6 protein-coding genes are annotated in these 13809 nt (G+C 67.9%); 4 read left to right on the forward strand and 2 right to left on the reverse strand.

Going from position 1 to position 13809, the window contains the following annotated elements; all coding sequences use genetic code 11:
* The first annotated feature begins 55 nt into the window (after positions 1 to 55).
* Positions 56 to 4531, forward strand: coding sequence for a beta strand repeat-containing protein (locus GBZ48_RS36410; protein ID WP_343049634.1), 4476 nt, complete (start codon positions 56 to 58; stop codon positions 4529 to 4531).
* A 50-nt stretch (positions 4532 to 4581) separates the two neighbouring features.
* Here the strand turns inward: GBZ48_RS36410 and GBZ48_RS22930 are convergent, their stop codons facing one another.
* A complete protein-coding gene (locus GBZ48_RS22930) occupies positions 4582 to 5076 on the reverse strand; it encodes a MarR family transcriptional regulator (RefSeq protein ID WP_174473122.1) in 495 nt (164 codons plus the stop codon).
* Positions 5077 to 5316: 240 nt separating this feature from the next.
* Between GBZ48_RS22930 and GBZ48_RS22935 the strand changes: the two genes are divergently transcribed.
* Entirely contained in the window at positions 5317 to 6015 is a 699-nt protein-coding gene (locus tag GBZ48_RS22935) for an HAD family hydrolase (protein ID WP_174473123.1), read from the forward strand.
* A 393-nt stretch (positions 6016 to 6408) separates the two neighbouring features.
* Here GBZ48_RS22935 and GBZ48_RS22940 read toward each other — a convergent pair whose 3' ends face one another.
* On the reverse strand, positions 6409 to 7692 hold the full coding sequence (locus GBZ48_RS22940; protein WP_174473124.1) for an MFS transporter: 1284 nt from the start codon (positions 7690 to 7692) through the stop codon (positions 6409 to 6411).
* Positions 7693 to 8478: 786 nt separating this feature from the next.
* On the opposite strand from GBZ48_RS22940, the gene nifJ reads away from it, so the two are divergent.
* Both nifJ and GBZ48_RS22950 read left to right on the forward strand, forming a co-directional pair.
* The gene (gene nifJ / locus GBZ48_RS22945) at positions 8479 to 12054 is read left to right on the forward strand and encodes a pyruvate:ferredoxin (flavodoxin) oxidoreductase (RefSeq protein WP_425486010.1); all 3576 of its coding nucleotides are present in this window, start codon (positions 8479 to 8481) and stop codon (positions 12052 to 12054) included.
* Positions 12055 to 12236: 182 nt separating this feature from the next.
* On the forward strand, positions 12237 to 13742 hold the full coding sequence (locus GBZ48_RS22950; RefSeq protein WP_174473125.1) for a tagaturonate reductase: 1506 nt from the start codon (positions 12237 to 12239) through the stop codon (positions 13740 to 13742).
* Positions 13743 to 13809: the final 67 nt, after the last annotated feature.

The raw sequence follows: 13809 nt of genomic DNA on the forward strand, positions 1-13809 counted from the left end.
TCCGCCCCCGCCCCCGGTGCTGGACCCCAGCGTCGGCAGTGACCGGCCGCATGCCGTGACCACCGCCGAGGATACGTCGGTCGCGCTCGGCCTGAAGGACGGTCTGGCGAACTGGCAGGATGTCTCCACGGTCACCCTGTCGGGCATCCCGGCCGGCGCCAGCCTGACCAACACGGCCGGCGATACGCTGACCGTCACCGGCGGCTCGATCACGCTGACCAAGGCGCAGCTGGACGGCCTGAAACTGACCCCGCCGTCGAACAGCGATGCCGATTTCACGCTCTCCATCGACGTGGTTTCGGGCAGCAGCAACGCCCACACCACGCTGACGCAGGCCGTGACCGTCACCGCCGTCGCCGACAGCCCGCTGCTGACCGTGCAGACGGCGTCCGGCAACGAGGACACCGCCATCGCGCTGGACATCACCGCCGCGCTGGCCGACACCGACGGGTCGGAAACGCTCGCCAGCATCATCATCGAAGGGGTGCCGGCCGGCGCCTCGCTGTCAGCCGGCTATCTCGACTCCACCACCGGGCGCTGGGTGCTGACGCCGGGCCAGCTGGCCGGGCTGAAATTCACCCCGCCGCACGATGCCAGCGGCACCTTCCAGCTGACGGTGACGGCGGTCTCGCGCGAGATCAGCAACGCCGACCGCGCGACCACGACCAAAACGCTGAATGTCGAGGTGGCGCCGGTCAGCGATGCCCCCGCCATTTCCGTCAGCGCCGCCACGGCGCTGGAGGATCATGCCGCAAACCTGTCCATCGACGCCGCGGTCACCGATCTGGTCGGCACCGGCGAGGTAATCACCGCCCTGCGGGTGACGGTTCCGGCCGGCTTCACCCTGTCGGGTGGAACGTCGCTCGGCAACGGCGTCTACGACCTGACCGGCCTGTCGGCGAGCGACCGCGCGGCCCTGAAGCTGACGCCGCCGGCCAACTATTCCGGCACGGTGACGCTGACGGTGGAGGCGGCCTCCCAGGACGGCACGGCGGCCCCCGCCTGGTCGACCAAGAGCTTCTCGGTCACCTACACCGCGGTCGCCGACGCGCCGACCGTCACGGTCCATGACACGACGGGGGCGGAGGATACCGCAATCGCCCTGAACCTGTCGGCCAGCCTCGTCGACACCGACGGGTCGGAGACGATGGCGGTCATCCTGTCGGGCCTGCCGGCCGGTGCCGTGCTGAACCATGGCTCCAACAACGGTGACGGGTCCTGGACCCTGAAACCGTCGGAACTGGCCGGCCTGACCGTCACGCCGCCGCGCAACTATTCAGGCGGCATGGACCTGACGCTGACCGCCACCAGCCTGGAAAGCTCCAACAAGGACACGGCGAGCACCACCGCCACCATCCATATCGACGTGACGGCAGTGGCCGACGCGCCGACCGTCATCGTCGCCAACGCCTCGGGCAGCGAGGACACCGCCATCGCGCTGAACCTGACGGCGGCGCTGGTCGACACCGACGGATCGGAGACCATGGCCATCGTGCTGTCCGGCCTGCCGGCCGGTGCGGTGCTGATCGACGCCAACGGCACCACCCTGACGCCCACCGCCGGCTCGGTCGCCCTGACCGCCGCCCAGCTGTCCGGGCTGAAGCTGATGCCGCCTGCCAACGCCGGCACCGACTTCAACCTGACTCTGACCGCGACGACGACGGAAGCCTCCACCGGCGCCACCGCCACCACCAGCCAGCTGTTCCGGGTCAGCGTCGATCCGGTCGCCGACCAGCCGATCATCACCTGGGCGCCGCTGACCGGCACCGAGGACACGGCCGTGCCGCTGAACCTCTCGGTGGCGCTGTACGACACCGACGGGTCGGAGCGGCTGGGGCTGCTGACGATTGCCGGCGTGCCGACGGGCGCGCTGCTGTCGGCCGGAACGAAGAACGCCGACGGCAGCTGGACCCTGACGCCGGCCCAGCTCACCGGCCTGACCCTGACCCCGCCCGCCAACAGCGATGCGGCGATCGCCCTGACCGTCACCGCCGTCAGCATCGAGTCCAACGGCAGCACGGCGAGCAGGACCGTCACCGTGCCGATCACCCTGGCCGCGGTGTCCGACACCCCGACCCTGACCGTGTCCGCCGCGACGGGCAACGAGGACACGGCCATCGCGCTGACGATCAATCCGGCGCTGACCGACACCGACGGCTCGGAGACGCTGACGATCACCATCAGCGGCATTCCGGCAGGCTCCAGCCTGAGCAACACGGCCGGCAACACGCTGACGATCAGCAACGGGTCGATCACCCTGACGCCGGCCCAGCTTGCCGGGCTGAAGATCACACCGCCGTCGAACAGCGATGCCGACTTCACCCTGACCGTCACGGCCATCGCCACCGACGGCAGCGCGGCACCGGCCAACACCAGCGCACCGCTCCTGGTCACGGTGAATCCGGTCACCGACACTCCGACGCTGACCGTGTCTCCCGCGACCGGCAACGAAGACACGGCCATCGCCCTGACCATCACCCCGGCGCTGACCGATCTGGACGGCTCGGAGACGCTGACGATCACGATCAGCGGCATCCCGACCGGCGCCACGCTGAGCAACAGCGCCGGCAATACGCTGACGGTCAGCAACGGGTCTATCACGCTGACCCCGGACAAGCTGGTCGGGCTGGCGATCACGCCGCCGTCGAACAGCGATGCCGATTTCAACCTGACGGTGACCGCCACCGCCAAGGACGGCAGTGCGGCTGCGGTGTCGGTGTCCTCGACGCTTGCGGTGACGGTCAACCCGGTGTCCGACACCCCGACGCTCAGCGTGTCCGCCGCAACCGGCAACGAGGACACGGCCATTGCGCTGGCCATCAACCCGGCGCTGACCGACACGGACGGCTCGGAGACGCTGACGGTCACCATCAGCGGCATCCCGGCGGGCGCCAGCCTCAGCAACACGGCCGGCAACACGCTGACGATCAGCAACGGTTCGATCACCCTGACGCCGGCGCAGCTTGCCGGGCTGAAGATCACGCCGCCGTCGAACAGCGATGCCGACTTCACCCTGACCGTCACCGCGACCTCGACCGACGGCAGCGCCGCTCCGGCCAGCACCGTTGCGCAGCTTGCGGTCACGGTAAATCCGGTTTCCGACACGCCCACCCTGCTGGTCAATCCGGCGACGGTGGCGGAGGACGGCACGGTCGCCCTGTCGATCACCCCGGCCCTGACCGATCCGTCGGAGACGCTGAGCGTCACCATCGCCAACATCCCGACCGGCGCCAGCCTGACCAACAGCGCCGGCAACACCCTGACGGTCAGCAACGGCGCGATCACCCTGACCCCGGCCCAGTTGGCCGGCCTGTCGATCACGCCGCCCCACGACAGCGGCACCAGCTTCACCCTGTCGGTCACCGCCACCTCGACCGACGGCACCGCCACGCCGGCCAGCCTGTCGCGCTCGCTCGCGGTGACGGTGACGCCGGTTGCCGACACCCCGACGCTGACCACACCGGCCGTCCATGGGCCGGAGGACACGGCGATCCCGCTGACCATCACCGCCGCATCCACCGACACCGACGGGTCGGAAACGGTGACGGTGCGGATCTCCGGCATGCCGGCGGGCGCCAGCCTGAACCACGGCACCCACAACAGCGACGGCAGCTGGACCCTCAGCGCGGCGGACCTGACCGGCCTGACCTACACCCCGCCGGCCGACGCCAACGGCACCGTCACCCTGTCGGTCACCGCGACCGCCCAGGACGGGGCCAGCAGCGCGGCGGTCACCCAGACCCTGGCGGTGACCGTCGATCCGGTGAACGACAAGCCGACGCTGGCCGCCGCCCACACCACCACCGTGATCGCCGCCGATGCGACCGACCATCCGGCCGTGGTTTCCGACGCGACGATCACCGATGTGGACAGCAGCGTCATGTCCGGTATGTCGATCCGCATCGCCGCCGGGTCGCAGACCGGCGACACGCTGAACCTCGACAGCCTGACCATCGCGACCGATCCGTCGACCGGACGCAAGACGGTGGCCGGCACCGGGATCGAGGTCAGCTGGGACGATGCCAACCACCAGCTGTCGCTGTCCGGCACGGCCTCCACCGCGACCTACACCGACATCCTCCACCATCTGGCCCTGACGCCCAACGGCAGCGGCGCCCGGACGCTGGAGGTGATGGTCAGCGACGATCAGGGGCTCTCCAGCGATCCGCTGGCGGTGCAGGTGCTGGTCTCGAACAGCGCGACGATGACCGGCAGCGCGGGTGCGGACATCCTGCATGCCGGCAGCAGCACCACCAGCATGTCCGGCGGGGCCGGCGACGACCTGTTCATCTTCGCCCCGCGCGACGGCAACCTGACCATCAATGGCGGGGCGGGCTGGACCGACGTGGTGGAGGTCGGCGCCTTCGTCGCCAATGCCGGCACCAACTGGATGCAGCAGCTGGACGGGCATGCCTACACGGTGGATCCGTCAGGCCACGGCCTGACCTTCACCCAGGAGACGACCGTCACGCTGGAGGACCAGAACCATCACCAGCTGGTGCTGCAGAACATCGAACGGCTGACGTTCTGATGGGATGGGGCGGAATGGCGGGGCAGGAGCGGAAGAGGCGGCAGGCCGGGTCAGGCGACCGGCGTGCCGTCCGTCTTCTCCCCTCCGGCTTCGCCGTCGCCGCTGTCCGTCTGCATGTGGGTTATGATCCGCTTCATCAGCCGGCCCAGCATCGCCCGTTCGTTCGCCGCCATGGCGGCGATGGGCGGGCTCAGCGACTGGCGCAGGGGGTCGCGTTCCAGCAGGATTCGGCCTTCGTCGGTCAGGTCGAACAGCCAGCCGCGCTTGAATCCGGGGTGCGGGCGGCGGGTCAGCAGCCCTTTGTCCACCAGGGTGGAGACGGTGCGCGACACCGGTGCCAAGTGGATTTTCTGGAACCGCGCCAGCGCGGTCAGGGTGCGCGCCGGCTCCGGCGCGTCATGGAAATAGCGCAGAGCCACCCATTGGGCCGGGAAAAGCCCGTCGGTGAAGCTGATGCCATAGACAAGCCGGCTGACCTGGTCCAGCAAAGTGACCAGATCGTCGTCGGTCGACGGGTTGTCGACATCCTCCGGCCTTTCCGACACGCGCTTTTCTCCCTCCCGACACTGCACCGAACCAACCGGCGGCAAGCTTGGCGGTGGACTGTAGCGAAGTCAACGCGCCAGCGGAAGCAGCAGTCTACGCGCCTGCGTGGTGAAAGTGCCGCGACGATTCGCGTGGATTATCGTTGAGGGAAATCCATTGCCGTCCGCGGCAAAAGCTTGGCGAAAGCAGCCGGTCCGCCCCATCTGTGGTCCAACCACCACAAATCGCGGATACTGGACATGACCGGCACCCCCCGTCTGACCAACGCCTTCCTGTTCGACCTCGACGGCACGCTGACCGACACGGTCTACCAGCATGTGCTGGCCTGGAAGGAGGCGTTGGACGAGGAAGGCATCGCCCTGTCGGTCTGGCGAATCCACCGCAAGATCGGCATGAGCGGCGGGCTGTTCACCAACATGCTGCTGCGCGAAACCGGTCTCGGCGCCGACCAGGCTCTTCTCGACCGGTTGCGCCAGCGCCATGCGCAGGCTTACAGGCGGCTGGCCCCCGGCGTGGTTCCGCTGCCGGGCGCACGCGACCTGCTGGACACGCTGACGGAGCTGAACATCCCCTGGGCCATCGCAACCAGCGGCCGGATGGAGACGGCGCGGCCGGCGCTGGAGAAGCTGGGTGTCGATCCGGCGAAGGCCGCCGTCATCACCCGTGACGAGGTCGAATATGCCAAGCCCGACCCCGACCTGTTCCTGGCCGCCGCCGCGCGCATCGGCGTGGACATCGCCAGCGCCTTCGTGGTCGGCGACAGCATCTGGGACATGATCGCCGCCAAGCGGGCGCGGGCGCTGGGGATCGGTCTGCTGTCCGGCGGCTATGGCCGGGAGGAGCTGGAACGATCCGGCGCGCTGCGCGTCTATGAGGACCCGGCCGATATGCTGGATCATCTGGACGAAGTCGGCGGGCGCCGCGGGCTGGCGCAATAAAAGCGGGAGTGCTGGAACCTATCCGATCCGCCGCCGTGGCCGCCGCCGCCATCATCGACAGCCAGTCCTGCCTGTTCAACTGACCGCCGTCCCCAGACCGGTCATCCTCTGATCGGATGTGCAAAAAAAAGCCGCCGGAAAACCAGCGGCTTTGAAGTCCGAGAGGAACGTCCAACAAGTTGTGCCGGGTCAACCCACGGCGCATCCAGCGGTACAGGACTAATATATTAATATCTCATCGGTCTGGCAAGCGGCTTTCCTTCTTGCGGTCAGATTTTTATTCGGAACGGCCGGACAGGCGACCGGATAGCGCCCAAACGCAAGACGCCCCCGGCGGTGAGCCGGAGGGCGTCTCGATCACATTGAAGGGATGTTTCAGGGGCGGGCGGACCGTCAGTCGGCGCCGGCCGTGGCGTTCGGGACGGCGGCGGCGGACTTCGGGCCGCGCTGGCCCAGGACCAGGGCAATGATGGCGAAGGCGGTCAGGTCGAACACGGTCAGGCAGGCGAACAGCGGCTCGTACCCGATGGTGGTGGCGAGCTGGCCGATCATCAGCGAGAAGATCATGCCGCCCATGTAGCCGGCCATGCCGCCGAAACCGGTCGCCGTGGCGACGTCCTGCTTTTCGAAGGTGTCGGTGACCAGGGCATAGAGCAGGCTGGACAGCATCTGGTGGGCGAAGGCGCCGAGGGAGAACAGGAAGATCGCGGTGATCGGGCTGGCGGCGAAGCTGATCAGCGCCGGGCCGACCATGCACACCGCACCCACGCCGACGCCGGCGATGCGGGAGTTGACCAGCGACATCCGGAAGCGCTTCACGAAGAAGGGCGACAGGTAACCGCTGAGGATGCAGCCGATGTCACCGGCCAGAAACGGCAGCCAGGCGAACAAGGCGAACTGCTTGATGTCCATGCCGCGGGTGGAGACCATGTACAGCGGGATCCAGAAGCTGAAGGTCTGCCAGGCCGGCTCGGTCAGGAAACGGGCGGCGGCGATGCTCCAGAACTTGCCCTTGCCCAGCACCCGCTTCATCGACGGTTTCGGCAGCTCGACCTGCTCCTGGCCGTCCAGGATGTAGGCGTGCTCTTCCTTGGTCAGGCGCGGATGGTTCTCCGGGTTGCGGTACAGCATGTACCACAGGGCCGACATGCCGACACCCAGCAGACCGGTGACGAGGAAGGCTTCCTGCCAGCCATAGGTCAGCGACAGCCAGATGACGAAGGGCGGGGCGATCATCGCGCCGATGGAGCTGCCGGTGTTGAACCAGCCGGTGGCGATGGAGCGTTCCTTGGCCGGGAACCACAGGGTGGAGGTCTTGACACCCGACGGCATGGCCGCCGCTTCGCTGACGCCCAGCAGGCCGCGGAAGAAGGCCATCGACTGCCAGCTGCCGGCCAGCGCGTGCATGGCGGCGGCGATGCCCCAGACGCCGGCGAACATCGCGTAACCCAGCTTCAGCCCGATCAGGTCGGTGATGTAGCCGGCGACCGGCTGCATCAGGCTGTAGCAGAGCTGGAAGGCGCTGACGATGAAGGAATACTGCTCGGTCGTGAAATGGAGCTGTTCCTTGAGCGTCGGCGCCAGGATGCCCAGGGTGTTGCGGTCGATGTAGTTGACCACGGTGCCCAGCATCATCAGGGCAAGGATTTGCCACCGCAAACCACGGATCTTGTTCATCTTTTCCTCACATGCCTGCCACGGCAGGCGCCGGTGCGCACGTACAGGCCCTTCAGGCGGCGATCCTCGGGCGGGACGCCTGGCCGGCGGGTGTTCGGTGCCGGGCGAATGGGTCGCTTCCGCTCTGCGTCAAGAGGGGCGGGAGCATCGCTGACGGAGTTATATTAATATATCAGTGTTGGGTGCAAGCGGTTTTCCGGTGCCGCCTTCGGCTCTTGCGAAAATGTCGCAGTCCAATGATGCGATGCGCTGATTTCTTCGCAGTTGCAGCAAAACCTGCCCGTTTCTCGAGAGCGGTTACTTGCTGCGATGCAATATAATTGAGGGTTGTAAGGACTGTTTTGCTGTTCGGATTTTAAAGGCGGGCCGGTCTGTCCGGTTCATCCGCCTGTAGGAAGCCACAGCATCGGCTCGCCATAAATGACCTGGATCAACGGGCTATGCGCCGTTTCCATCCCGCGGGTAATGAGGGGACGGCCGCAATGCCCCTGCCATCTCCGCGGAAACGCTCGGTCATTGCCAATTGCTGCAGTGCGACAATCTGGGGCCTTCCTTGCAAAAGTAATATATCAGACAGTTGTGCAGCGCAGAGCGGCGGCACCCGGAAATTCCGCTCCGGACTGACCGGCGTCAATGTCTCCGACCCGATTCGGACCGACCATTCGCCCTGGTCGACCGCCGTTTTCTGCCGCACCCCGCGCCGGCTTTTGAGAGACCCGCCGGCCCCGTCATCGAAGACGCCCCCCTCGGGAGACGACTGTCGCCAGCACAAAGGATTTTTCCGGCATGACCCAAAGCCCGACCTCCACCGCCCCCATCAGGCCCGCCTCTTCCGTCCGCATCATGGACGGCAACGAGGCGGCGGCCTCCGTGGCCTATCGCGCCAGCGACGTCATCGCGATCTACCCGATCACGCCGTCCTCGCCGATGGGGGAATTCGCCGACGAATGGTCGGCGGCGCGCCGCCCCAACCTGTGGGGCAGCGTGCCGCAGGTGGTGGAGATGCAGTCGGAGGGCGGGGCGGCCGGTGCGGTCCATGGCGCCTTGCAGGCCGGCGCGCTGGCGACGACCTTCACCGCGTCGCAGGGCCTGCTGCTGATGATTCCCAACATGTACAAGATCGCCGGAGAGCTGACGCCCTTCTGCATGCATGTGGCGGCGCGCACGCTGGCGACCCACGCGCTGTCGATCTTCGGCGACCATTCCGACGTGATGGCCTGCCGCCAGACCGGCTTCGCCATGCTGGCATCGGCCAACGTGCAGGAGGCGCAGGATCTGGCGCTCGTCGCCCATGCCGCCACCTTGCGGGCGCGCGTGCCCTTTCTGCATTTCTTCGACGGCTTCCGCACCTCGCACGAGTTCAACTGCATCGAGCCACTGGCGGACGACGATCTGCGCGCCCTGATCGACGACCGTTGCGTCGATGCCCACCGCCGCCGCGGCCTGACGCCGGACCATCCGGTCGTCCGCGGCACGGCGCAGAATCCCGACGTGTTCTTCCAGGCGCGCGAGGCCGCCAATCCCTGGTACGACGCCTGCCCGGCCATCGTGCAGGAGATGATGGACCGGCTCGCCGCCCGCACCGGCCGGGCCTACCGCCTGTTCGACTATCATGGCCATCCGCAGGCGGAGCGGGTGGTGGTGGTCATGGGATCGGGTGCCGAGACCTGCAACGGAACGGTGGACCGGCTGATCGGGCAGGGGGAGCGCGTCGGCTGCCTGACCGTCCGCCTGTTCCGTCCCTTCGCCATCGCCGATTTCGTGTCCGCCCTGCCGGCGACTGTGCGGCGCATCGCCGTGCTCGACCGCACCAAGGAACCCGGTGCCGTCGCCGATCCGCTCTATCTCGACGTGGTCGCCGCCCTGTCCGAAGCCCGCGCCGCCGATACGGCTGCCATCGATCCGGTGGTGATTGCCGGCCGCTACGGCCTGTCGTCCAAGGAGTTCACTCCCGCCATGGCGAAGGCGGTGTTCGACGAGCTGGGCCGAGACCGTCCGAAGCGTCGTTTCACCGTCGGCATCACCGATGACGTCACCCACCATTCGATTCCCTGGAATGCGGACTGGGCCGTGGAGGAGCCGGGCGTGTCCCGTGCCGTCTTCTTCGGCCTCGGCGCCGACGGCACGGTGGGGGCCAACAAGAACTCGCTGAAGATCATCCAGTCGCGCAGCGGCGGCCACGCCCAGGCCTATTTCGTCTATGACAGCCGCAAGTCCGGCTCGACCACCGTGTCGCACCTGCGCTTTTCCAAGGATCCGATCCGCGCCCCCTACCTGATCGGGCAGGCCCAGTTCGTCGCCTGCCACCATCTGCCGCTGATGGAGCGGGTGGAGGTGGCGGAGATGGCCGCCCCCGGCGCCACCCTCCTGCTGAACGCTCCCGGCACGGCGCAGCAGGTGTGGGATGCCCTGCCGGCCGAGGTCCAGCGCCTCTGCATCGAGCGCAGGCTGTCCCTGCACGCCATCGACGCCGGCGCCGTCGCGCGGGAGGTCGGGCTCGGCCGCCGCGTCAACACCATCATGCAGACCTGCTTCTTCGCCCTGTCGAACGTCATGCCGGTCGAGGACGCCATCGCCGAGATCAAGGCGGCGATTGCCAAGACCTATTCCCGTCGCGGCGATGAGGTGGTGGCGCGCAACATCGCTGCCGTCGATCAGGCGCTGGCCCACCTGCATCCCGTCCCGGTGCCCGACCATGTCACCGCCGGCCATTGCCGCCCGGCCCCGGTGCCGGAGACCGCCCCCGACTTCGTCAGGCGCGTCACCGCCATGATGATCGCCGGCCATGGCGACCGGCTGCCGGTGTCCGCCTTCCCGGTGGACGGCACATGGCCGACCGGCACCTCGAAATATGAGCACCGCAACATCGCGGCGGAGGCGCCGGGCTGGAACGCCGATCTCTGCATCGAGTGCAACAAGTGCGTGCTGGTCTGCCCGCATGCCGCCATCCGCGCCACCGTGGTGCCGGAGTCGGCGCTGGCCAGTGCCCCGGACGGCTTCGAGACCATCCCCTACAAGGGCCGCGAGTTCCCCGGCGGCCGCTATCGCCTGCAAGCCTCTCCCGCCGACTGCACCGGCTGCACGCTGTGCGTCGCCGCCTGTCCGGTGGAGGACAAGAGCGGCTCCGGCCGCAAGGCGCTGGAGATGCGCCCCATCCAGGCGCTGGCCGGCCAGCAGGAGGCCTTCGAGTTCTTCCGCAGCCTGCCTGCCATCCCACGCGAGTCGGTGCCGGTCACCGTCAAGCACAGCCAGCTTCTGGAGCCGCTGTTCGAGTTCTCCGGCGCCTGCGCCGGCTGTGGCGAGACCCCCTACATCAAGATGCTGACCCAGCTGTTCGGCGACCGCATGGTGATGGCCAACGCCACCGGCTGCTCGTCGATCTATGGCGGCAACCTGCCGACCACCCCCTACACCACCGACGCCACCGGCCACGGTCCGGCCTGGGCCAACTCGCTGTTCGAGGACAATGCGGAGTTCGGCCTCGGCCTGCGCGTCGCCATCGACGGGATGGCCGAACAGGCGCGTGACGCGCTGGCCCTGCTGTCCGCCCATCTTGAGCCTGGCCTCGTCACGGCATTGCTGGAGGCCGGCCAGAACGACGCCGCCGGTATCGCCGCCCAGCGCGCCCATGTCGCCACGCTGAGGACGCGGCTCGCCCCGCTGAAGGATCCGCTGGCCCGCCGGCTGGAGCAGCTGGCCGACTATCTGGTCCGCAAATGCGTGTGGATCGTCGGCGGCGACGGATGGGCCTACGACATCGGCTATGGCGGTCTCGACCATGCGCTGGCGTCGGGGCGCGACATCAACATCCTGGTGATGGACACGGAGGTCTATTCCAACACCGGTGGCCAGCAGTCCAAGGCGACGCCCATCGGCGCTTCGGCCAAGTTCGCCACCGCCGGCCGGTCAGCGGCAAAGAAGGATCTGGGGCTGATGGCGATGGCCTACGACCATGTCTATGTCGCCCGCACCGCCTTCGGCGCCCGCGACAGCCACACGCTGAACGCCCTGACGGAGGCCGAGAGCTACCGCGGCCCCTCGCTGGTGCTGGCCTACAGCCATTGCGTCGCCCACGGCTTCGAGCTGTCGCACGGGCTGGAGCACCAGAAGCTGGCGGTGGACAGCGGCCACTGGTCGCTTTACCGCCGCGACCCGCAGCGGCTGGCCGAAGGCAAGACCGCCCTGCAACTGGACAGCGGTGCGCCGTCGGCCGGACTGGCCGCCTTCATGGCCGGCGAGTCCCGCTTCAGCGCGGTGGAGCGCGGCAATCCCGAGCGCTACCACGCCCTGCTGGACGAGGCCGAGGCGGAGATCCGCCGCAAGCGCCACCTGTTTGAGCATATGGCCGGCTTCAAGGAGTAGGGGGGACTCCTTCTCCACAGGGGGAGAGGACTTCCGCCGAGTGTCGTCCTCTCCCCACCACAATGCCGCACCCTTTTCCCCTTGTCTGGCCCATTAATATATTAGTATATTGAACCCATCGCCCGTGCTTGCCCTCCTGGCGCCGGGCCCGGATTTTCAGCTCCCCTTAAGGATGCCCAGTCATGCGTTCCCTGACCCGTGACCAGCTTGCCGGCGGCGCGTTCGACGTCGCTCACACCGACGGCGCCCCGACCCTGCCCGTGACCATTCTTCAGGTGGGAGACGGCAACTTCCTGCGCGGTTTCGTCGATTGGATGGTCGATGTCGCCAATGGGCAGGGGCTGACCAAGGCCGGCGTCGCCATCGCGCAGCCGCTGGACCAGGGCATCGCGCCGCTGCTGAAGGCACAGGACAACCTCTACACCGTCCTTCTGCGCGGCATCGAGAACGGGCGGGAGGTCGAATCCCGCCGCGTCGTCTCCTGCGTGTCGGAGTCGCTGAGCCCCTATGCCGACTGGGGGCGGATGGTCGAGCTGGCTTCGTCTCCGGCGCTGCGCTTCTTCGTCTCCAACACCACCGAGGCCGGCATCGCCGACCGCGAGGAGGCCTATGCCCCCGGCACCTGCCCGGACAGCTTCCCGGCCAAGGTCGCGGCCCTGCTGCATGCCCGCTACAAGGCGCTGGGCGGCAGCGCCGACAGCGGTCTGGTCTTCCTGCCCTGCGAGCTGATCGAGGCCAACGGCACCAACCTGAAGCGCATCGTCCTGGCCCATGCCAGGCGCTGGGGCCTGGAGGCCGGCTTCGCCGACTGGATCGAGACGCACAACCACTTCCTGAACACGCTGGTCGACCGCATCGTCCCCGGCTATCCGAAGGACGAGGCCGCGGCCCTCAGCGCCAAGTGGGGCTATGAGGACAGGCTGGCCGTCGCCGCCGAACCCTTCCATGTCTGGGTGATCGAGGGGCCGGCCCATCTGGCCGAGGAGCTGCCGCTGCACAAGGCCGGCCTGAACGTGGTGTGGACCGACGATCTCCAGCCCTACCGCACCCGCAAGGTCCGCATCCTGAACGGCGCCCACACCGCCAGCGCACTGGCCGCCTATTGCGCCGGGCTGGACACTGTCAAGTCGATGATGGACGACCCGACCGTGTCGGCCTACCTGAACACAGTGATGTTCGAGGAGATCGTCCCCTACGTGCCCCTGCCGGAGGCCGAGCGGCAGGATTACGCCCGCACCATCATGGAGCGCTTCGGCAACCCCTATATCCGGCACGAGCTGATCTCGATCACGCTGAACTCGGTGTCGAAGTGGCAGGTGCGCGTCCTGCCCAGCCTGAAGGACGCGGTGGTCCGCAACGGCTCCGCTCCGGCCGGCCTGTCCTTCTCGCTGGCGGCACTGCTGCACTTCTACCGCGGCGAGCTGTCCGGCGGCGCCTATGCCGGCAAGCGCGAGGCCGGGGTCTACCCGATCAGCGACAATGCCGAGGTGATCGCCGCCATGAGCGCCGTCTGGGCAGCCAACGGCAGCGATCCGAAGGCGCTGGTTGCCGCCATCCTGTCCGACGTCCGCCTGTGGAAGGAGGACCTGACCGCCGTCCCCGGCCTCGCCACGCGGGTGGCCGACAGCCTCGCCGCCATCGAGGCGAAGGGCATGAAGGCCGCCATGGCCGATCTGGTCGCCGGCTGATCCGGCAGCTTTATTGTGGGAAAGCGGGGCGCGTCCATCGGGGCGCGCCCCGAAGGCTGTGACATCG

The sequence above is a fragment of the Azospirillum melinis genome (assembly GCF_013340935.1).
In the GTDB taxonomy this organism is placed as follows: Bacteria; Pseudomonadota; Alphaproteobacteria; order Azospirillales; family Azospirillaceae; genus Azospirillum; species Azospirillum melinis.